Here is a 22293-nt window from a genome sequence, read left to right as displayed (position 1 = left end):
AAACTATGATAAAAAACGCTAAAAATCCGCGTCAGAACAATGAATGCCACGCAAAGTAGCAAAAATAATGAGAATGCAACCGATACTTGCTTGTGCTGTAATCTTCGTTTATTCTATACTAAAATCAGTCATATTGCTACTTTATGACAAATTACATCATAGAATATAGAGGAGGTCATACAACATGACATTTGCTGAAAAATTAAAATCCATACGTAAACAAGTAGGGATGTCACAAGAACTTTTAGCTGAAAAAATCGGTGTATCAAGACAGGCTGTAACAAAGTGGGAAACAGGTGCTGGAATTCCAGATATAGAAAATATGATATCCATCTCAAACCTATTTAACATCTCTATCGATGAGCTAATCTGTAATGAAAGAACTAGTCTTAAGACAAGCGAATATCTTTTTGAGAGTATCACAGAGTATGATATCGATAAGATCAAGAGCTATGATATGAAATTTGGAGGCGCAGAAAAGTTTGTATTGTCCGGATACAAGGGAGAAAAGATTCGAGTTCGTCTGGTATCCAATCTTCTTTCTACACTTCAAAATGATTTTAAAGTAAAAATTGATGATAGTAGAAAAAGAATTGACCTAGATGTAAAACGTTACAATGGTGTAACAGAGGCAACGGCTAAAGAAACGGTCAGTATCTTTGTGCAAATCCCAACTCGCTATATTAGTCACATTGAATGCGCGGTTCGTGCAGAGTCTGTAGAAATTCACTCCCTAGAATGTGACAATATCGAACTTGACCTTAAAACATCTCGTATTACCCTAGAAGATATTTCAGGTAAAGTAAAAATAAACTGTAATCTTGATATGGAAGTATTATGTCATTCATTAAACGGTGAAGTTGACATTAACCAGATTTCAGCAACATCCAGAATTCGTATTCCTGAAAACAGCCTATTTACTGCTGTTACCAAAGGGATTGGAACAAATATTTATTATGAAAAAAATGGGCAAAAATCTGAACCATTCGATTCACCCGATGCAGATAATATAATTGAATTGAATGGAATTAAGAGTGAACTGGTTATCTATACAGCTGAAGAAAGAGGGTAACTAAATGAATGTAAATTATTTAAAAAGATACATCATCAGTTCTTATGTACTTGTTTGGGCACTCATTATTTTTGTAGCAGCTCCTGCAAGTTTAATATTTAAGGTTTCACCTGTTATCATGTGGATGGTACGAAATATCGTTGCATGGTCTCCATCATACCTGCTTTTATTTGGATGGAAGTATTTCAGGACTGATGAGAAAAGAACAACTTTCCTTAAGCGGTGTTTCTCTGCTAAAGTGTCGTTACTCCCACTTCTATCTTCATTTGGTCTTACATTTGGGCTCAGTATTTTATCACTCTTCCTCTACTCACTTATGACCCCAAAAACAATGTTCTCCTACATCAATCTAGGAACCGTATCATTGCCACTAAGTATATTCTTATCATTTACATCAGGTCCGACTGGTGAAGAATTAGGGTGGCGTGGTTATATGAGAGAAGAATTTAATAAAAAATATCATTTTTTAAAATCCTCTATTTACCAAGGCCTAGTCTGGTGTTTCTGGCATACACTTCTGTGGGTTGTAGATTCAAAATTTACGGACTGGCGGGCCGTTCCTTATATTATTGCTAATATAGTTGTGATTACATCTATTACTATTTGTATGAATATTATTTTGGAAAAATATAATAACCTGATTTATTCTATTTTCATGCATTTTGGCTTTAATATCGTTTATGTATTTTTGGATGCTGATATCGGATTTTTTATCATTTTGACCTTGCTATACCTACTTATCACACCGATTGCAATTCATATACGTAATAAAACTGTGGAGAGATTATAATGGGAAAAATCCACCATTAACCGTACAAAATTTCGAGCCTATTCTGAGAAAAAGTCCAACAATTAACTTTTAAAATGAAATCACTTGCAAATTCCTTAGTTTAGTCATTATTTAATCTATCGCTATTTCACTTTATTACTGTTTCAGTAACAAGCTTACCCAATCAACAGTTCGAACTTAATATTTCATTTCGCAGAATCTTAGAGTAGACTCTAGGATTTTCAGTGATCTTGCGACAGTGACCATATCCTTGCCAAATATGAAATTTGGCTTGAGGATACTTTTGGGGGAGAACTTTTTTAGCAGCTATCAAGTCGAATTCTTTTGAACCATAAAAGAATACACAACTTTTTTGTTCCTCTGGCGTAAGGTTGGGCAAATCCACAAATGCACAATCATGGGAAATATGTTTGATGCTTTCTTCATTCATAGCAATGAAAGAATCTGCCATCATCACTCCGTTTTCTCCATAAAGTGAAACCATCTTTCGAACAGCTAGATCTCTGTTGCGTATAGCTTTTCTATGTTTTTTTAACAATAGGTACCTAGTAAATACATCAAGCAAAGCTGATTTTGTCCATAAACTTACCCCCTCAAAAACAACCTTACCAAACCCGATATCCTTATATTTCAATAATTTTAGTAAAACGACTCCACCCAAGGAAGCACCGAACGCTAAACGCAAGTCTTTAATATGATGATCCTTTAAATATTCATAAATCATTTGGCTTTCCTTAAGAGCCGATTCGTAAATGGTCGAAGCTGATTGCCCATGTGCAGATAAATCCGGAATGATATATCTAAACTCTTGTCCCATCTGATCTGCAATCAGCGATTTCATCCCTTGTGCAGAAGATAACATTGGATGGATTAATAATATCGTCTCCTTCTGATTAGAATTAAGATCAAGAATGTTCATTTTTTTCCACCAGATTTCCTTCCTTTACTACTCTTCTTAAGTTTCATCCAGATAAATATTGACTGCTAGGTATTCTTGCTTTTTAGCATAAGCAAATACATCTGAGGCTCTAATATAATCAAAAATATTTTCCTCTAAATCTTCATCCCAGGTTGATTCACTAAAGATTTGATTGTCTTGACTAGCTTCATAGAAAATATCAAGGTGAACTTGATAAAACTCTTCATCTTCATTTGGAGCTTGCCTTACTAACGATAGTTGAAACAAGGGTTTATTAGATATAGCTGAATATGCCCCTGTCTCAAATAAAATCATCTCATCCTCAATAGGAACACTACACAAATCTTCAAAGATTTCTACCATATCCTCTAAAGGCATCTTATCAGTGATTCTATCTTTTAAAAATTCAAGTGATTGCTTCATGCTTTTCCTCTTTCTACATAATTGCCATCAGAAACTAACTTAAAATTAAAAATGACTTATAAATCAAAGTAGTATCTCCTTATTGGAGTTGCTACTATAGATGCCATAACAACTATACCGATAACAATCCATAGCCAGATATTCCTTTGGGCCTATTCGATGACAAAAGCACTAAAATAAAGGATCACCCAAAGTATGGACAGATAAAGAGATCCCACACCTAAAAAAGCCCTGTCATCCAAGTGTAGGGAAATGGTTCCCTGATAAGATAATTCTCTAAAATAAAATAAGAAATAATCTCTCGAATTCACTCAACTTTCTTATCTCTAATCTGGATTTTAACTTAATAGAATGACTAATATCAGCTTGGAAAAAATCTAATAAAAAGTAGAACCTCTACTCCCTTCATTATACTACATAAATAGGATAAAAGACTGAACCATATAGTTTTCACCTTGGTTTCAGTCTTATTTTTTTATAAGAGCCACGTTGTAAAATGAAGTGCAACACAAAGTTCCTCATCCTACTTATAAAAAATCTTGACCCAATCCTGCTTTGCACTTAGGATACGAGCAACATACACTGTATGCTTCTCCATATAATAAAATGCGAGATAGTTCTCTATTGGCATATAACGATAGGGTTTTCCATCATTTGTCATATCACCATACCCCCGGCTTGATACCAGAGGACATGCTTCTGGAAACAGTTCTAGGGTCTCAAGAGCGCTTAATAGCAAATCGACTTTGCCATCTGCAGCTTGCTGACTATAAAAATTCACAAGAATATAGTCGTGAATCTCTCGCAAGTCCTGCTTAGCTCTATCTGTAAGGAAGACCTGATAGCGTTTCAACTTAGTCAAGACCAAATTCCTTTCTCACATCGGCTACAGAAGTGACTTTTCCTTGAGCAATTTCCTGGTGCCCCACTAAAATCTCCTTCTTTAAGTCCTCAAAGGCCACTTGATACTGCGTGTTCTGCAAATCACTTGAAACAAATTCTCTTGGATCCACAGTCCCGTTGGCAATTTTTCGAAGTGCTGCATTCAGGACATCTGACACAGAAATTTTTTCATCTGCAAGTACTTCTTTTGTTTTCTGATAAAACATCGCATCTGCGCGAAAATTCACTGCTTTCGTGTTTGCCATTTCTACCTCTCCTTTGTACATACAATTTGTATATACATTCTACCATACGAAAGAGAAGGGATTCAAGTGAAAAATAGATTCTTCTTTCACCGAATATAAGTTGCAATAGATAAGAAAGCTGAGTTCATAACTGTTGATAAATAGTTTTGACAGAAAAAGGTGATAGATTGTTCTGTCTATCACCTTGTGTTTGCTATTGATCATCTTGTAATTGTGCTTTGCTTTTCTAAATCATGACACATACTCATCAATAATATTCTAAAGGGTAGGAATTATGTCAATATTTTGTCACATGCTTCATTTTATCTATTACCTCTATTTCTTTTCTCGAAAATGAAAAGGTCTTTTTCAATCAAATTATTTTAAAATAATCTTGTTCATGACGTTACGTAACGATGTATAATAGGTATGAGGAGGGGAGTAATTATGGCTAAATATAGAGCAATTCCGGAAGGATTTATGACAGTTGGGGAACTTGCTAAGAAAATGGGCGTTACCATCCGTACTCTACAATATTACGATAAAGAGAAGCTACTTTCCCCATCGGCAGAAAGTGAGGGAGGTCGCAGGCTTTATACCGATAAAGATATAGTGCTACTCCATCAGATTCTATCTTTAAAATCACTGGGCTTTTCTCTCAAGGATATAAAGAGCCGTTTGATCTCTTTAAAAACACCTGATGATGTTGCTAAAGCTCTTACAGAGCAGGCAGATGTTCTTCGTAAAAATATAGAACAACTCAAGGATTCTTTGGTCGCAATAGAGCAGTTAAAGGCAGAAGTTTTACAAATACAAACGGTCAATTTTAAGAAATATGCAGACATTATTGTCAATCTACAGATGAAGAATGACGCCTACTCTCTCATTAAGCGCTTTGATGATGATACGCTCGACCAGATACGCAGTCGATTTGACAAAAAAAGCGGGCAAGATTTTATGGATAGGTTGAACCGACTAAGTGATCAAATCGTGGAGCTTCAAAAAGAAAACGTGCCAGTTGAAAGCGAACAAAGCCAACAAGTTGTGCAAGAATACTGGAGCTTGATTATGGAGTTTACAAATGGTGATATGAGCATGCTTCCTAAGTTGATGGAGATTGGGAATATTGGCATCGCTACAAACGCTTGGGAAGAAAAACAAAAAATCGTCAATGATTATTTAGGACCTGCTTTACAAGTCTATTTTTCAAGACTTGGAACCAATCCCTTTGAGGAGGTAGAAGCATGAAAGACGCAATAGAGGTTTCTGGATTAAAGAAAAGTTATGGTAGCAATATGGTTCTTAGAGGTCTCGATTTTCAAATCAAACAAGGAGAAATCTTTGCTTTGCTCGGAGTGAACGGAGCTGGTAAAACAACAACGCTTGAATGTATCGAAGGTCTGAGAAAATATGACGAAGGCACTATCGTTGTAAACGGGAAAACCGGAATTCAACTACAGTCCTCCTCTCTACCCGCCCACATCAAACCAATGGAAGCCATAAAGCTCTTTGCAAAATGGAATCATACATACATTGATGATGCTATGCTAAAGGCCCTTGGCATAAAAGAAATGAAGGAGTCGCAATACATAGAATTATCCACCGGTCAAAAAAGAAGATTACATCTTGCTCTTGCACTTATCAGTAAGCCGGATATTATTTTTCTCGATGAACCGACAGCGGGACTTGATGTTGAAGGAAGACTATCCCTCCATGAACAAATCCGAAATCTCAAATCACAGGGCAAGACAATTGTTTTGGCAAGCCACGATATGGCCGAAGTTGAAACCTTATGTGACCGCATTGCTATTTTGAATAGTGGAAAGATTGTCTTTTGTGGTACTCCTTCAGAACTGACAGACAGGTTGGGAAGAAAATATTTCATCCATTTAAAGACCCGGGACGGAGAGGAATCTTTTGAAACAGATACGATCGAGGACACTTTGATTTCATTATTGGAAGAATGCAAACAGAAAAATATCCAGGTATTGGATATTAAGGTGGATCGTGGTACACTGGAGCAGCATTTTATCGAAATGGCAAGGAGGGGGTCGGAATGAATGGATTCTTATATAGCCTAGCATTACAGTGGAAATTGGACATACGAAGTAAGTCTCTCTTGGTTACTTACTATATTGTACCGCTTATTTTCTTTCTTCTCATAGGTGGTATTTTTACTTCCGTTATGCCTGAAATGGGTAGTACACTCATACAGTCAATGATTGTCATGAGTGTTTCCATGGGGGCCTTTCTCGGCTTACCGCCTTCCTTGATTGAAACATACGGAAGCGACATAAAAAAGATTTATAAAGCAAATGGTGTGCCTATGCACATAGGATTAGTGACCATAGTTCTCTCTGCCTTTGTTCATTTGATGATGACCTGCATGCTGATCCTACTACTTGCTCCAATTTTATTTAAAGCAAGTCTACCGAATCAACTTCCCCTATTCTTTCTCGCACTGGCAATCTACATTTTCGTATCGTTAAGTATCGGAAGTATACTGGGCCTTACTGTAAAAAATCAAGCAAAGCTCACCATGATAGCGCAACTTGTCTTTTTACCCTCAATTATGCTCTCAGGAATCATGTTTCCTAGCAACTTACTACCTGGTTTTCTTCAAGCAATCGGGCGTCTTTTCCCCGCTTCTTGGGGATACCGCTTGATGCTAGATCATGGTTTTGGTCTTGAAAATCTTTGGTATCTGATTCTTGTATCCTGTATCTCAGTAATGACTTGTATCTTCCTCTTGAATCAGCAAAAATCTAACTAGGTGCCTGAATAAATCCATAGCAACATTAACTTTTAAGCAAAAGCGACGAGATTGTTACTTATCTCGTCGCTTTAGTGTTTTTGGTTGTCTTTATCTAATCTCTGTTATGTTATTGAAACTTCTTGCTCCCATCGGCTAAGCACATCTTTTAAAGGCTCATCAAGATAGCTATAGGCCTTGTCTTTAATCTAATCAGGTATGCCATAAGCTGCTTCTGCTATACTTCCGGTGATAGCAGCAAGAGTATCACTATCCCCACCAAGAGAGATGGCATTTCGAATAGCATCTTCAAAATCTGTACTTTCAAGAAAAGCAATGATGGCTTGAGGTACCGTATCCTGACAGGTTTCGTTGAAATGATAATTAGGACGAATGTCATCGAGTGATTGAGAAAGGTTATATCCGTACTCTTTCTCTATGTATTCCTTGATGCGTCTCTTACATTCTGCCGGATCATCATTGATTGGTTGCTCGTGGTCGCCACAGTAGCCTCCAAAGTAATAACGACACAAAAAGATAGCATCAGATGTCGCCATAGCTCCTTTGACACCCTCTGGATGGTTATGAGTCACCTCTGCAGAAATTCTCGCAAGATTTCTACTAGATGGCCAAGTACCTGTTCTTGCAAAGAAACCACAATCCATGATCCAAGCACAAGGAGAAACACGCATGGCAGAGCCATTGCCAAAGCTATTATAAGGGGAACAATCATTGCTTTGAATCCATGTATTAAACCTAGGCCCGTACCCAGCATCGGGATACATTCTACCATATTTCTTCATGGCATCAATAAAGTCATCCTTCTGACCACCGTTCATGATAGCTTCAGCAACAGCACAGGTCATAACAGTGTCATCAGTGAAAAAACAATCCTCACGAAATAATGGAAAGTCTTTCGTTTTAATATTGCCCCATTCGTAAACAGAACCTACAATGTCTCCTACAATTGCTCCTAGCATAAGATTCCTCCTTACAGCATATCAGATTTCCAATGGATCACTCTTTAAAAACGGCTCAACCAAATCAATCCACTCTTGAGGCAGGTAAGCTGATAAAAAACCGTGATTATAGCCCTTTGCTTCATAAAGGATCGTATTTGGATGTAGCTGCTGAAATAATTTCGCCGATGCTTTCACACCGTTTAATTCTTTTTCACCGTAGATATACAGAACCTGAGCCTTACTAGCAGAAATTGTGTCCTTGAGCTTGTAACGCCCCATATAAGTTTTGTAAATGGTCACCAATGTTTTGATAGGTGTCCTTGGCAAATCCTCCAAATAATAAGCTTTTATTTCCTCTGGATAAGCCAGTTTAGGATAGAGTTTGTTCATCATGCTTAATTGAAGTTTGCAAGAAAATTTACTGAACATCAGTTTACCAAATAGAGCAACTAGAAAGATGCTGATTTTAGCTAACCTTGGTTGAGGAATACAGAGGCTTCCATCTATGATGGCCTTCTCAGCTATCTCGCTGTCTAAGGACAAAAGCTCCATAGCAATTTGACCACCAAGTGAAACGCCACCGATCGCAAACACCTTTCCACCACAGTTTGCTTTGACATAGTCTAGGATCTCCAAAGCAGAATCTTCCGTAGAAATATAATCGAGTTGATATTCTTCGCCGTGACCATTCAAAGTGGGTAGAATAACACGGTAGTCTTCTGATAGGATCCGTGCTTGACGAAGATAATTCCACCAAGAACTGCCACCGCCATGTATCAGTAAGATAGGAGGCAAATTCTTATCACCAAATTCATGGAATTTCATATTTAAACTCCTTACTGTACCACTCCAACCTGTAGTGATAAAAATCATTTGTATTAAAAATAGTTAGATGTGTTTGAATTTGAGCAAATAATCTTGACATTTTTTCAAATTGATATTTAAACTCTTTTATTATTAAGCCTTTTTCTCAATCAAATACCAACTAGGAATGATTTGCTTCATATCATCATACCATTCTAAAATTTCCTTAGCTTGATTTTGCATTACTGATATTTCTTCAGGTCCGTAAGGTACAGCCCAGGAAAGTGATCCAACTAAGTTATTTAGAATATAGATAGCGAGAAGCTTCCAAAATAAATCCGGAACCTTATGATCAAAATATCCATCTATCATACCAGACGCAAAAGAGGGAGAGACTTGAGCAGACCATACAATACGATTGAATTCCTCCCAAGGATCTCCAATATCAAATCGATCAAAGTCAATGATATAAATTTTACAATCTTCACCAATCATGAAATTCCCTATATGATAATCTCCATGTTGGAAAACCTGAGGTCTATCTTTCAACAATTCTCGATTTTCATTTAAAAAATCAATGAATATCTGACCATTTTCATATTGAACGGGACATTCTTTGTATTTGGAGATTTTGTCATCAATTTTTCGATTAAAAAAGCTTTGCCAATCTTCACGAACTTCTGTTATAGGGAGTGAATGAATTTTTTGAAGGATTCTTCCTGCTTCTAGTCCATAAGTGTATTGTTGTTCTTTCGAATAAGTTAAAATGGTTTCTCTTGCATCTTTCCCATCTATCCATTCGTGTAAAGAATATACTTCGTCATCGCAGACTTCAATGCTAATTGGTTTACACATTGGAACTCCAAGAGAAGCTACTTTCTCCATCATATCAAATTCAAATTTTTTAGAATCTAACTTCTCCTTATCAGAAACACGCAAGAAATATTTTTGCTGATTTTGATCTGTCACACAATATTTTTTATCATCTGACCAGCCTTTATTTATAGCTATCTTACTACTAAAATCCATCAATAACTCCTCGATTAACTTTACAACATTACTATATTCTTAACTAATGAAAAGTAATTCGTAGTCCGTCCATTCTTTCACACTTCCTAAAGATACATAAATTTTGACCACGTTCTGAAATTATAATTTCTTCTTAAAATGAATAATTCTATTTGCCTCCTGAAATCCAATATTGAGATGAAATCTTATAGAATCCGTATTCGTTAAAGTACAGTCACTTGCAAATTCCTTACATCCTTTATTTTTCGCCCATTCCTCACATTTTGTACAGAGATTTTTAGCAATATCCTTTAAACGATATTCCTCGTCGACAATAATCCCTTCTAAGAATCCAACAGGACTATATTTACAACCTTCAACATAATCAAATCTGAGTGAACATAGTGCTAGACCTACAATTGTGTCACCTTCAACTTCAGTAAAGATTGCAGTATTTTTGCCATTCGTATATCTTTTTACTTCATCAATAGCTTCTTTATCGGTCAATTGGGGCCATAATTGTTTCATTAGTCTAGCCGTTTTTATAGAATCTTTTGTTATTCCATCCATATTGATGTTCCTCCGCAAGTTACAAGCAAATGTTTCGAATCATGCTGTTACTTTGTTACTCATTGATTGATACTAATACCATCCCCTTCTACTTTTCACTGTCTCAAATCGGAAGAGCAGAGGCATGCACTCGGCGGTTCGGACTTACCGTATCATTTCGTCGGTTTCCCTCCTCATTCTACGAGTCCTATCCCATGGGCAGAACATCTGCTTCTACTTTGCTGATGCCTCAGCTCTTACAAGTAGTGATACCGCCTCAACATGGAACGAGTGAACACCAAGTATATCAAGTAGTTGAGTTGTATGCGGAAACATATCCACTAAACTATTTAACGATAGCTTGAGGTTATCGTTAAAAGGTATTACCTCGGCAAACTGGAATTTTCCAGCTCGACAAGCTGTTTTTTAAGCTTTAGTTATCGGAATCCAAAGTTCCATTTTGTAGTCTTTGCTGTGCATATCACCTTCATAGTAATATTCAAAGTCAGGTTTTTCTGAATGAATATAGCCATGCTCAGGGAAGAATACTTCCATTGCATATTTCCACCCGTTATGAATGCACTCCGGAACACTTCCTACTAATTCTACAACTGCATACTCTGCTTCTTCCACTTCCAAAACATCTAAGCCCATACTTGTGGCTTTATCTACATCATTAACGATATAACCAGCCATATAATTTATTGTGCTTGAATTTTCCACATCATGACAAACGCCCATACTTTGATCGCTTCCCAAACTTGCAAGTTCACCGTGGCTATATTTTTTATATAGCTTATTCCATACACTCGGACATAATGATGAATTGATGCTTTGTTCATTTACCCCTGCAACTGTAAATGCTTGTTTCTTTTGAATTGTAATGTTCATGCTTCTTCCTCCTCTTACACTTAGTGCTAACTGCACTCGTGATACTAATTTGAATGGTTTTCCATTTCTTACCTCAGAAGGAGTAAATCCATGAAAATTTTTAAAAGCTGTTCCAAATGAATCTGATGACTCATATCCAAATTTGAAAGCAACGTCAATAATTTTTTCATCCGTATTTCTTAATATAACGGCTGCTTCCGTCAATCTTCTGCTTCTTAAATATTCTGAAAGCGTTGTTTCAGTCAGAATAGAGAACAAGCGACTGAACATTGAATACGAATATCCGGATAACTGAGTTACTTTCTTTTCATCAATTTCATCATCAAGAACTGTTTCAAGATAATCAATCGTATCGTTAAACGACTTGATAATATTCATTTCGATTCCCCCTTTCCTTCAGTTTATTTTAGTATAGAGGAAAATTTCTTTTCTTACCCTACAACATCCGTACAAGTTTTATAGGCTTCATCTCATAGAAACTTATACCTTGCTAAGTTCAACAAACTGAAGCTTGTTTGTCTCATTTAGCTTTCTTGGGTTTCTTTTCTGGCAGTTCCGCATACATACCTTTCAGTAGTTCAGTAATCAAATCCATATCCTCAAATCTGTCGAATGCATACATCAATGTCTTTGAACCCTCATACGGATAACGCAATTCTGAGTCTGCAAGAAGTTTGTCCGATGTCGGCGTTCTCTTTAAAAATAGTTCATTATCGCAAATGTCACCTATCAGCTTACCGTTAAAATATATAAGGTATCCGCCCATCATGGATCTTATGACAATATCACCTGCTGCGGAAAAAATCTCACGAACAAATTCAATAAATTCATTCACCATGATTACCTCCTTCAAAATCAAATATACCTTACTTTATGGCATACTCTTTCCCTATTTATCCTCAAAATTTCAGCAATCCATTTTCATCAAATTGAAAATTCGGTCCCCATGAAACTTCCCAATAGTATCCATCTAAATCCGAAAAATACGAGTGATACCACCACAGAAAAGTTCCTGTAGATCTTTTACAATTTTTCCACCTGCTTTTCTTACTAATGCAATTACAGTCTCTACATCTTCTTTATGTTCAACATTGTAGGCTAATGTAATTCCTGAAAATCCATTCCCTTTTGGTGGATTATTTTCATCAATATCTTTTGCTAATTGTTCCAAAGGAAATCGTTCAAACTTTGTTCCCAGGGTATCAAAAAAAACATACCAGCGGATTATTTTCTCTGCAATCAGTCTTATATCCTAAGCCATCTCTATAAAACTTGATTGACCTTTCCATATCTTTAACACCTAAACAAATACAAGTAATCTTGTTCATCGTTACCTTCTATGAATTCTAATTGTCACTTAATAAATTTACTTGCTAACTTGTATACTTGTTGTATCTCTTTACTATTGTTTCTACAATTATTTTAACTATCTAGAAAATCTTTCAAAATTTCAAAAACTTCATTTTGATTCAACAAAATATCATCATTTTGAGGAATAGTTGATATCACAGACTCAAGTTCTATCACAAAACGGTGCATATCTGCTTTTACCGTGTCACTAGAGGTTATATTTGATAGCTTTTCACTCCCTACTAATAGAGCTGTTAATCGAGTAATGTCGTTCAGATGTTTTTTAATGGCTTTACTTAAACCTTGAGTACCAGTGGCGGAGCGTTCTCTCATATCCAACCAAGCTTTAGCCTTGAAAATAATTAAACCACGATTACTCAACACCGAGTATCCCTGAATGGATTCTTTTTCATGCACCAATATATTATAATAATCCTTATCCAATAATAAGGCCGACAAACTAGCATCTTCATCAAAATGTAAGGGTGTTTCTCTCCCCTCCTTCTTTAATGGGTATTCTGGTAAAATACTAAATAGTTCAATCATAGAAGGAAACTCAGGTTTATTTGTTGTAAATCGAAATAATTGCGCTTTTTCATCCTTCTGACTTCCTTGATATTCTCCCAATTCTAAAAAGTGATTCAAGGTATCATAAAATTCCTTATTTTTTAATTCATCTATGATGACCATATCATAATCTTTTGTTGTCCGACTTTTAAACCCTTGCGAGTCCAATACAATAGAGGTTGCAGTCCCTCCAATCAAAACATAATAGTCTTGAAAATTCGCAAACATTTCTTGAAAAATAGCTTTCGTATTAGCTGGCATCATCTTCTCCTAGATACTGTAATATATTATTTTTTAGTACTTCAATCTCTTCCTCCACACGTGGATCATCATCATCTTTTAAGGTCAAATAAAGAGAAATAGGATCTACAAACTGTCTATCTTGATTTTCTTTAAAATCGTTCCAAAATCCAGATACAAAAGGACTATATCGCCATATCTCTAATACCTTGCCTTCTAAAACATGCTGAGATAATGGCAAGGATAATTTATTGAATTGTCTATGTGATATGACATAGCTACTATTTTCATCCGATTCAGCTAAAAAAGTCAAATAGGATAAAGCATACGTACCACCGTATAGAAGACTAGAAGCAGATTTTATATTCTCTAGATCTACATTGGGCAACAAGAGCCGTTTTTTGATGGGATTAAATAAATAGGACTCTGATTTTAAGAATAATTCTTTCTTTGATGCAGTATAGGTGTAAAGTTTTTTTGGCTTATTTAACCAATCTAAAGCTTTAAAAGTCCTCAAACATCTATAAATCGTTGAGTTTGGAAGTCCAGTTACCTGTGAAAGCATATCAACATCTACTACTTTTTGACCTTTTGTCAATAAAAAGGCAATCCAAGTTAATTGTTCGCTAGGTGTTAATTCTTTAGATGTTGCAACATCATCATTAGCATTCAATACTAATCCCAATGGAGGAAAAAAGAGATTTCCCTTGAAATCTACAAAAGGAACTCTAGCTTGAAGGAGTTGTTTTTTTTCAATGTCAGATAGCTTTGAAAATACCAAAATAACGTCCATGCTAGCTTTTTCACCCATAATACGAGCTTGAGTAACAAATGAGTCTAAACTTCCTCTTCTCTTTTCTTTAATCAATAAAAATGACTCCTTATGAAACTTCATTTGGACATATTGAAATCTTTTTTCAAAACTAATTGGTAAAGTTAAAGCTATTTTTTCAACACTTACATTAATATAAAACGATTGAAAAATAGAAATTATCTTTTGAACATTCATTGTTTTTCCTTTTTATCATTTTGTACGTATTTTATCATTTTAAATGATAAAATACAAGTTTTTTGATAATGAAAAAAACGATAGACTTCTGTAGCTATCGTTGTGATTTCTTTTATATACTATCTAGAGGTTTCTTCCGATACTTCAATATTCCCCTGGACATCTTTTTGCCCTTGTCTTTATAAGGGTTGGGAGTAAAAAAGGTGAAAGGTGGAATACTGGCATCTGGGAAGAATAGTTCTACGTTTATCGTTCGCTCGCGATTATGATTGATGTAGGCTGTAAAATAGATATGATAATGTCCACTTACATCACCACCATTATCATACTCTCCTCTAGCAGTATTTGGCAATAAGGTGATAGATTCTATACCCAGATTTTCCTTGGCTAAGTGTACGATGATCTCACTCTTAATAGCAGCCTCATGATTTCTGACGAAATTCCCATCATCACTGTATCCAGGATGCTCACTAAGAGAATAGAAAACAAAGACCATCAGAAAAGGTAGGGAAATTAAAAAAAATAATCAGCTTATTCGATTTTAACATGGGGGTTCCTCAATCTACTTATAAAAAAATATTCACCCAATCCTGTTTTTCACTGAGTACACGGGCAACATACACTCTATGCTTCTCAATATAATAAAATGCGAGATAATTCACTATTGGCATATAATGATAGGGTTCCCCATCGTCCGTCATTTCACCATAACCTCTACTAGACACAAGTGGACACGCTTCTGGAAATATTTCTAAGGTTTCAAGAGCAGTCAAATTCAAATCTACTTTGCCATCTGCAGCTTGCTGGCTATAAAAATTCATAACGATATAGTCATGAATTTCTCGTAAGTTCTGCTTAGCTAGATCCGCAAGAAAAACCTGATAGCGTTTCAACTTAATCAAGGCCAAATTCCTTTCTCACATCGGCTACAGAAGTAACTTTACCTTGCGCAATTTCCTGATGCCCGATTAAAATTTCCTTCTTTAAATCCTCAAAAGCCACTTGATACTGTGTAGCCTGAAAATCACTAGAAACAAATTCTCTTGCATCAACTGTCCTATTGGCAATTTTTCTAAGTGCTGCATTTAGGACATCTGATACCGTAATTTTTTCATCTGCTAAGATGTCTTTCGTTTTTTGGTAAAATACCGAATCTGCTCGAAAATTTACCGCTTGTGTCTTTGCCATACTAACAACTTCTTTTGTAAATACATTTTGTATATACATTTTAACATATAAAAGAAAAAGTATTAAACTAAAAATAGAAATGACTAACGATAAAAAGCCTTGAAACTGTAATAACCTCAAAAGTTAGACAGAAAAAATCTAACTTTTGGGGCCAGTTTACAATCAAGGCTTTTCATTATCCCTTTCGTTCAAAGGTTTCTAAGATTTTAAGCAGAGAAACACACTCCACACGGTGCATCTTGTGGAAGTTCAAAGCTCCGGTGGAGCTTTGAAGCGTCTCGCCTAGAAATGTAAATGCGAGATGTTTGACTACATTTTACTAACAAACATACACACTCAACGTGAAACGAGTGCTCGCTAAGTACGTCAAGTAGTTATGTCTGTATGTGGGAACATGTCTATAACCCTTTTAACGATAGATAAAGTCTATCGTTAAAAAGTATCAGACAGATAAACTGGGATTTCTCTCTATTCTCTCCAAATGTATTATGTGGAGCACACCACCCGTATATACAATCTAACATCTGCAAGATACTCTTTAGACAAGCTACCCTTTAAGCTGTTGTGATACTTTAAAAGTAGGTTGGATTACTGCTCTTGTTCAATACCTAAATCCTTATTCGTGAAATTTGACTAAGCTATTATTTCAAACTTAGATGCATCAACATCTCTCCATTAGCTCCTACCCCAAAACTGGATTTGAAAAGACTTGTCTATAATGATAAGCTTTATCACGTACAAAACGGGACAGTTCTTTTTTTCTCATGTTGCATTTTTAAGATGCCTGAACGGAGACCATATGTGCGTAAACACCGTCTTTTTCCATGAGTTTCTCGTGATTTCCACGCTCTATGATTTTCCCGTCAGATATAACAAGGATCTGGTCTGCATCTTTTATCGTCTTTAATCTATGGGCAATGACAAGAAGCGTCTTATTCTTGCATAGTTCCGAAATCGCTTCTTGTATCGCACGTTCATTATCTGCGTCAACACTTGCTGTTGCTTCATCTAAAATAACGATGGGCGAATCCTTCAGGATACATCTAGCAATGGAAAGTCTTTGCTTTTCTCCGCCGGAAAGCGATGCTCCGCCTTCCCCGATTACCGTATCAAATCCTTCTGGAAACGACATAATAAGGTCATAACATCTTGCCTTCTTTGCAGCCTCAATTACTTCTTCCCTTGTAGCATCAGGTCTACCAATTATGATATTGTTGTATATCGTGTCCTTAAAAAGATAAACCCTCTGGAACACCATACTGATTTTATCCATAAGGCTTCCCAAGGAAACATTTTTTATATCTTTGCCATCAACTTTAATCGTTCCATCCTTGATATCCCAAAATCTCGCAAGAAGAGAGGCTATTGTAGATTTTCCACCACCTGAGGGTCCTACAAGAGCAGTCATTTCCCCCTTTTTCATAGTAAAAGAGATATGATTCAGCACATTCTTTCCTGTATAGCCAAAGCTTACATCGCTATACTCAACAAGAGAATCATTTCCCCCTGCATCTTTAGATAATGCAATATCAGCAAAATCATGAAGTTCTTCCGCTTCAAACACCTCTTCTATTCTGTCTAAAGATGCCGCTGTTACGGTAAGTCTGGTAATTTGTCCATAATAGCTCTCTATGGAAATAAATAGATCAAATAAGAACAATACCATTCCCACCATATTGTCCGACGCCATTTCACCTTTCGCATATAACAGGCCTGCTACAGCAAGCATGAAGGATGTGCCAATCCCGTAAGTAAGGTATAAAGCCCTCGCCCACGGCCCATAACTTTTCTCAAAATCAATACTTTCCCTACAGCTTTTATCAAACTCAGCGGAAAGACTTTTTGATTTTTCCCCTAGCATATTAAATGACTTGATAATTCCTATTCCTTCGGCAAAAGCCAAAACCTCTTCCGTAAGCGATTCACTTCCCTCTTGCTTCGTCTTGGAATGCGCAAGAGTCGTTTTCATCATGCAATTTCCAACGATGAAAAAGGCAATAATGACTACGCATGCAGCAACCCCTAATCGTATATCCATGACAAACATCATGAGTGTCATGAGCCCCTGGGAAATCATAAAAGTCACAAGTTCCGACAAAACACCCATACAGCACTCTTCAATAAATACCATGTCTGTACATAGAACCGTGCTTATTTTTCCCATATTTCCTTCTGTAAAGTATCCCATAGGAAGTTTCCGGAGATGATCTCCGAGTCTCATTCGCATATCCGCAAACACCTCATATCCTGTTGCGGATTGAAGAACATTCGTGATGTGTTCAAAAACAGCTTCTACCGCTATACAAATAACAAGACCAATTCCGAGATAAAGGCATATCTTTTCATTCATCTGCCCTTTCATAAACAGACTGATTGCAAAAAAACTGAAGATTAACGGTGCCTTCATCATAATCCCCTTGATGAAAGAAGTTAGATACGAAGCTCTAATCCTGGAGCTATATTTTCCTGTCATACAAACAATTCTATGCAGTATCTTTAACATGCCTTCTCCCCCTTAATCTTCCAGTTACTTGCACTTACAGAGGCATCCCAGAATTTCTTATACTCCGGACATTCTTCCAAGAGCTTCTCATGCTTATCGGCTGCCATACACTTGCCCTCCTTTATCACACAAATCTTATCCGCATTTTTTACCGTGGAAAGTCTGTGCGCAATCACAAGCACCGTCTTATTCTTTGTGATTTCATCAAGAGCAGCATTTAATTTTTCTTCATTTTCAGGGTCCATAAAAGCAGTAGCCTCGTCCAAAACAATAATTGGCGCATCCTTCAAAATCGCACGTGCCAAAGAAATTCTCTGGCGCTCCCCTCCGGACAGTTGCTTTCCGCCGTCTCCCGCTATGGTCTCTATTCCATCCGGAAGTCTCTTCAGAAATTCATCACACTGCGCTCTCTTTGCCGCTTTGAGCACCTCTTCTCTTTTCGAATCGGGCTTTCCGATAAGAATATTTTCATACAGACTTGTATTAAATAAAAATTGTTCCTGCGAAACATAAGAGACCTCATTATTCAGTGCTTCCAGAGACATGTCTGTGATATCCTGTCCACCGATCCGGATTTTTCCCTCATTCAAGTCATAATAATGTACTAAAAGCTTAGCCAGTGTAGATTTTCCGCTTCCCGATTCTCCCACCAGAGCGGTTGTCGTTCCCTGCTTCAGTTCGAGACTTACCCCATGAAGAATCTCTTTCTCTCCATAAGCGAATCTGACATTTTCAAACTGAACATCCCTATTCACTCCACTAAACTTTGCACTTCCCTCTTTAAGAGCCGGTTTATCCATAAGATGTTCCAGCTCTGTGATTTTATAATTCAGCTGAGGAAACTTTCCTGCATAATTCATCGCCTTCATAAAAGACGGACCGACTGCGAAAGACATACAAAGCACTAAAATCAGTTTATCTAAGGCAAGACTTCCACTGATAACCCAAAATGCCCCTACCGGAATAATGAAAAGCGAAAGACTCGGCAAAACACTGGAATACATGGCCATCCAGGGCCAACAAGCTTTGTACCATAAAAGTGTAAAATCTCTGTAGTTCTTTACGACTTCTCTAAATCTTTTATAAGAATCGCCGTCCTTATTGAATACCTTCACCACTTCCATTCCATTTACATATTCAATAATCGTGTTATTCATCACTGCAGCGGATTCATAGTAGGCATCCATCTTCGAGTTGCCCTGCTTCATCATCATGCCCATGGCAAAGATCCCTACGAGAATGGGAATAAAGGAAAGCAAAGCTAAGCGGTAATCCACCGCAAACATCAGAACGAGGATGGCAAACGGAATCAAAATATTGGCAATCCCTTCCGGAATCGCATGAGCAAGTAAAAGCTCAATCATATCAATATCTTCTGTAAATACCTTTTTTATACGTCCTGTACCAAGGCTCTCTATATTTCCGAGAGGCTGTTTTTCCAGTTTTCCCTGCAGAGATATTCTTAAATTTTTTAGGGTATTGTATGCACTGATATGGGAAAATATCAGTCCTTTCACATAGGCAAAAGAGTAAATGATTTCAGATAAAAGTATCCCGAACACTCTCAGCATCACATATTCCAAACTAATCGATTGCCCCTTTGTCAATGGTGAAACAATCTGATACAGAAAAAAATAGGGCATTATTTTTGCCACAATTCCAATACACATCATCATTACCGCTCTGAAAGTGTATTTCTTGTATTCTCCCATATAGGGAGCTACTTTTTTAAACATTTCGCTCTCCTTTCGAGTTAGTTCAAACTAATGCTATTGTTTATTTTAAACCGTCTTTCGACAGTCTGAAATTTATTAATCCATTATTCCCACTGCATTTTTCCAATCCATGAATCTGCATACAACTTTGCAATGCTCTTCAATTTCTTTCCAAGACATTTCATGAATGAAAGGCTCATAAACAGATGTCCAGAATATCGTACAGAGAACATGCATTTCCTCATCCGTAATCTCCGCTTTAGCGATATCTCTCTTTTTTGCCTCTTCATAATATTGCTTATAGGCATGCGTCATGCGATAAGCAAAATCATGCCCGAAGTTCTCATGTACTGTCCCGGCGGATTTTTCTAAAAGTAATACAAATTCTTCTCGAATATCCCATAGGATTCGAAACACATCTAAGATGTATTTCTCATTCATAATCCATGTATTTCTTACTTCTTCATCGCTCATAGAGGAGAAATCCACATCTGTTCGTTCCGAAACAAAACTATCTAAAGTTGCTACAGCCTTTTCAACAACTGCTCTAAACAGTTCTTCTTTCCCTTTATATCTTTTATAAACAGCCCCAGTTGTTATATTTGCATTCTCACATATCGTTTTCAGTTCGGCTTTTATAAATCCCTTTTCAATGAACTCTTTACGAGCACTTTCAATAAGCCTTGAATCAATGCTTGTATCACGGTTTGACATTTACTTTCTCCTCAAGATATTACGATAATTTGATTACCGATAATTCGGTTATCAATTATATTTGTAACATTTCATAGTTTAAATGTCAACTGTTTTTCTTAGCGCTTTAAATTATCGTGTGTATAAAAAATCCCTCCATAGAATATGATTGAAATTCAATCATATTCTATGGAGGGCGGAATATATCATTCCAAATATTGATTTTTCTACACTTATGCTTTATGTCACTGATTCCGGCATTGTAAAATCGGAAATCATCTCTGTTGATGGTGCTATTTTTTTGATATCATGCTTGTCCGAAAAAATGGAAATTCCTTTTTTAATTATTCAAATTATCAATTTTCTACTGCAACAACTTTCGATAAACTCTCCATCGTGAGTTGCCACAATAATCGTCTTTCCCATTGATTGAAGTTCTTTTAAGATTTCTGATATATCCATCATATGCTTATAATCCAAGCCACTTGTTGGTTCATCCAAGAGAATTATATCATTATCTTCAGCTATAGCGCTGGCTATAGCAACTCGTTGCATTTGCCCTCCAGAAAGACTTAGTGGATGTCTTTCCTCTACCATTCTTAAATCTAGTTTTTTCAAGATAGTAAGGGCATTATCTCTATCTTCTTCCATTCCTAATAGAACTTCCTCTAATACACTATCGGTAAATAGTTGGTGACTTACATCCTGCATAATCATAAACATCTTCATTCTTCGTTGCTTCCAATCAAGAGGTTTTCCATCTATTACTAAATCGCCCTTGCACTTTCTAATACCGCATAAGCATTTTAAAAAAGTGGTCTTTCCCGCTCCGTTATGTCCTATCAGAGCAGTAATTTCACCTTTGGCAATTTTTACATCATCTGCCTCAAAGATTCTGTCGCTCTTTTTATATCTGAATTTATAATTTTTAAAATCTAATATATTATCACTATCTGTAGCTTCATCTATATCAAGCTTAAAAGGGTTCCTTTCAACAAAGCTTCGGATTCCGAAATCTCTTACCTCTTCCTCCGTGATCTTTTTCATTTCTTCTTTATCAAGATTTCTTATTATTCGTCCATCATTAATAATAATAGTTCTGTCACACATTTCCCAAAGGTAAGCTATCCTATGCTCTGAAGCAATAATAGTCTTCCCCTCTGTTTTCCATATAGAGATTAGTTCCTTTAATCTTTTTACAGCTTCGTAATCAAGATTCGCCGATGGCTCGTCGAGCAATATGATCTTGGTTTTTTCCATGTCTATTGATGCACAGGCAACCTGCTGTTTTTCTCCACCAGACAGTTCAAACATCCCTCTGTCTAGTAGCTTTTCGATAGAAAATCTTTTAACCGTCTCACCGAGTCTATTATTTATTTCCTCCTCTGGAATTCCCTCATTCTCGCATCCAAATACAAGCTCGCTTTTTACCTCACAGGTATAAAACTGAGATCTTGGATTTTGAAAAACTGTGCCACTCGTCTTTGCCAGATCGTAAATAGTAGATTGCTCTGCGTTGAGACCATCTATATATATTTCTCCCTCCACGTTTGCATCATAAAAATATGGAATAAGCCCATTCATAAGCCTTAAAATCGTTGTTTTTCCACAACCTGATTCCCCTGTTAAGAGAACAAATTCTCCATCCTCTATAGTCAAACTAATATCTTTCAATACCCTGTGATTTGGTTCAGCAGCATAAGTAACTGTGCAATTTTTTATCTCAATCAT

22 protein-coding genes and 3 pseudogenes are annotated in these 22293 nt (G+C 36.5%); 5 read left to right on the top strand and 20 right to left on the bottom strand.

The window, feature by feature from the left end; genetic code table 11:
* Window positions 1–184: 184 nt before the first annotated feature.
* Both HMPREF2877_RS00235 and HMPREF2877_RS00230 read left to right on the top strand, forming a co-directional pair.
* Window positions 185–1072, top strand: a complete 888-nt coding sequence (locus HMPREF2877_RS00235) for a helix-turn-helix domain-containing protein (RefSeq protein ID WP_070577956.1) — start codon at window positions 185–187, stop codon at window positions 1070–1072.
* Window positions 1073–1076: 4 nt separating this feature from the next.
* Window positions 1077–1862 (top strand): CPBP family intramembrane glutamic endopeptidase, encoded by a 786-nt coding sequence (locus tag HMPREF2877_RS00230; RefSeq protein ID WP_070577953.1) that lies wholly within the window; start codon window positions 1077–1079, stop codon window positions 1860–1862.
* A 163-nt stretch (window positions 1863–2025) separates the two neighbouring features.
* Here the strand turns inward: HMPREF2877_RS00230 and HMPREF2877_RS00225 are convergent, their stop codons facing one another.
* From HMPREF2877_RS00225 to HMPREF2877_RS00210, 4 genes are all read right to left on the bottom strand, one after another.
* Window positions 2026–2781, bottom strand: a complete 756-nt coding sequence (locus HMPREF2877_RS00225; protein ID WP_070577950.1) for an alpha/beta hydrolase — start codon at window positions 2779–2781, stop codon at window positions 2026–2028.
* A 36-nt stretch (window positions 2782–2817) separates the two neighbouring features.
* A complete protein-coding gene (locus HMPREF2877_RS00220; RefSeq protein WP_070577946.1) occupies window positions 2818–3204 on the bottom strand; it encodes a hypothetical protein in 387 nt (128 codons plus the stop codon).
* A gap of 523 nt (window positions 3205–3727) precedes the next feature.
* Complete coding sequence (locus tag HMPREF2877_RS00215; protein WP_070577942.1) at window positions 3728–4066, bottom strand: type II toxin-antitoxin system RelE/ParE family toxin; 339 nt, start codon at window positions 4064–4066, stop codon at window positions 3728–3730.
* Entirely contained in the window at window positions 4059–4352 is a 294-nt protein-coding gene (locus HMPREF2877_RS00210) for a type II toxin-antitoxin system RelB/ParD family antitoxin (RefSeq protein WP_049497549.1), read from the bottom strand. The genes HMPREF2877_RS00215 and HMPREF2877_RS00210 overlap by 8 nt, the downstream gene beginning before the upstream one ends.
* Window positions 4353–4760: 408 nt before the next feature.
* Between HMPREF2877_RS00210 and HMPREF2877_RS00205 the strand changes: the two genes are divergently transcribed.
* Genes HMPREF2877_RS00205 through HMPREF2877_RS00195 form a run of 3 tightly spaced genes read left to right on the top strand, consistent with a single transcriptional unit; the run spans window position 4761 to window position 7104 of the window.
* Window positions 4761–5579: a MerR family transcriptional regulator gene (locus HMPREF2877_RS00205; RefSeq protein ID WP_070577939.1), complete on the top strand. Its 819-nt coding sequence runs from the start codon at window positions 4761–4763 to the stop codon at window positions 5577–5579.
* A complete protein-coding gene (locus HMPREF2877_RS00200; protein WP_070577937.1) occupies window positions 5576–6391 on the top strand; it encodes an ABC transporter ATP-binding protein in 816 nt (271 codons plus the stop codon). Before HMPREF2877_RS00205 ends, HMPREF2877_RS00200 begins: the two co-directional genes overlap by 4 nt.
* Entirely contained in the window at window positions 6388–7104 is a 717-nt protein-coding gene (locus HMPREF2877_RS00195) for an ABC transporter permease (protein WP_070577932.1), read from the top strand. Before HMPREF2877_RS00200 ends, HMPREF2877_RS00195 begins: the two co-directional genes overlap by 4 nt.
* A 104-nt stretch (window positions 7105–7208) precedes the next feature.
* Here HMPREF2877_RS00195 and HMPREF2877_RS00190 read toward each other — a convergent pair.
* The 16 genes and pseudogenes from HMPREF2877_RS00190 to HMPREF2877_RS00115 all read right to left on the bottom strand — a co-directional run bounded on the left by HMPREF2877_RS00190 (window position 7209) and on the right by HMPREF2877_RS00115 (window position 22293).
* Window positions 7209–8063 (bottom strand): annotated as a pseudogene (locus tag HMPREF2877_RS00190) (ADP-ribosylglycohydrolase family protein).
* Window positions 8064–8084: 21 nt separating this feature from the next.
* A complete protein-coding gene (locus HMPREF2877_RS00185; protein WP_070577929.1) occupies window positions 8085–8870 on the bottom strand; it encodes an alpha/beta fold hydrolase in 786 nt (261 codons plus the stop codon).
* 132 nt (window positions 8871–9002) lie between these two features.
* Entirely contained in the window at window positions 9003–9878 is an 876-nt protein-coding gene (locus HMPREF2877_RS00180) for an aminoglycoside phosphotransferase family protein (protein WP_070577926.1), read from the bottom strand.
* Between the two features lie 120 nt (window positions 9879–9998).
* Window positions 9999–10427 carry an aminoglycoside 6'-N-acetyltransferase gene (gene aac(6'), locus HMPREF2877_RS00175; protein ID WP_000348731.1) on the bottom strand — a complete coding sequence of 143 codons (429 nt, stop codon included), beginning with the start codon at window positions 10425–10427 and terminating at the stop codon, window positions 9999–10001.
* Between the two features lie 405 nt (window positions 10428–10832).
* Complete coding sequence (locus HMPREF2877_RS00170) at window positions 10833–11675, bottom strand: AraC family transcriptional regulator (RefSeq protein ID WP_070577923.1); 843 nt, start codon at window positions 11673–11675, stop codon at window positions 10833–10835.
* Between the two features lie 142 nt (window positions 11676–11817).
* Complete coding sequence (locus HMPREF2877_RS00165; protein WP_070577977.1) at window positions 11818–12132, bottom strand: TfoX/Sxy family protein; 315 nt, start codon at window positions 12130–12132, stop codon at window positions 11818–11820.
* Window positions 12133–12196: 64 nt separating this feature from the next.
* Window positions 12197–12625: pseudogene (locus tag HMPREF2877_RS00160) on the bottom strand (VOC family protein).
* 94 nt (window positions 12626–12719) lie between these two features.
* The gene (locus tag HMPREF2877_RS11025) at window positions 12720–12980 is read right to left on the bottom strand and encodes a hypothetical protein (RefSeq protein WP_218108086.1); all 261 of its coding nucleotides are present in this window, start codon (window positions 12978–12980) and stop codon (window positions 12720–12722) included.
* 30 nt (window positions 12981–13010) lie between these two features.
* Window positions 13011–13475 (bottom strand): annotated as a pseudogene (locus HMPREF2877_RS11020) (hypothetical protein); the annotation flags it as partial.
* The gene (locus HMPREF2877_RS00150; protein ID WP_070577919.1) at window positions 13465–14463 is read right to left on the bottom strand and encodes a hypothetical protein; all 999 of its coding nucleotides are present in this window, start codon (window positions 14461–14463) and stop codon (window positions 13465–13467) included. The gene HMPREF2877_RS00150 and the pseudogene HMPREF2877_RS11020, both read right to left, overlap by 11 nt.
* A gap of 566 nt (window positions 14464–15029) precedes the next feature.
* The gene (locus HMPREF2877_RS00140) at window positions 15030–15365 is read right to left on the bottom strand and encodes a type II toxin-antitoxin system RelE/ParE family toxin (RefSeq protein WP_070577916.1); all 336 of its coding nucleotides are present in this window, start codon (window positions 15363–15365) and stop codon (window positions 15030–15032) included.
* Window positions 15358–15651, bottom strand: a complete 294-nt coding sequence (locus HMPREF2877_RS00135; protein ID WP_070577913.1) for an antitoxin — start codon at window positions 15649–15651, stop codon at window positions 15358–15360. The genes HMPREF2877_RS00140 and HMPREF2877_RS00135 overlap by 8 nt, the downstream gene beginning before the upstream one ends.
* 775 nt (window positions 15652–16426) lie before the next feature.
* The gene (locus tag HMPREF2877_RS00130) at window positions 16427–18154 is read right to left on the bottom strand and encodes an ABC transporter ATP-binding protein (protein WP_070577911.1); all 1728 of its coding nucleotides are present in this window, start codon (window positions 18152–18154) and stop codon (window positions 16427–16429) included.
* Window positions 18148–19890 carry an ABC transporter ATP-binding protein gene (locus tag HMPREF2877_RS00125; protein ID WP_070577907.1) on the bottom strand — a complete coding sequence of 581 codons (1743 nt, stop codon included), beginning with the start codon at window positions 19888–19890 and terminating at the stop codon, window positions 18148–18150. Before HMPREF2877_RS00125 ends, HMPREF2877_RS00130 begins: the two co-directional genes overlap by 7 nt.
* Window positions 19891–19965: 75 nt before the next feature.
* Entirely contained in the window at window positions 19966–20583 is a 618-nt protein-coding gene (locus tag HMPREF2877_RS00120; RefSeq protein ID WP_070577905.1) for a TetR/AcrR family transcriptional regulator, read from the bottom strand.
* Window positions 20584–20910: 327 nt separating this feature from the next.
* Entirely contained in the window at window positions 20911–22293 is a 1383-nt protein-coding gene (locus HMPREF2877_RS00115) for an ABC transporter ATP-binding protein (RefSeq protein ID WP_070577902.1), read from the bottom strand.

The organism is Streptococcus sp. HMSC072D03, assembly GCF_001812855.1.
GTDB classification, from domain to species: Bacteria; Bacillota; Bacilli; order Lactobacillales; family Streptococcaceae; genus Streptococcus; species Streptococcus salivarius_D.
Note: the sequence above shows the minus strand (reverse complement) of the source record. Positions and strands in the feature narration are given on the sequence as shown.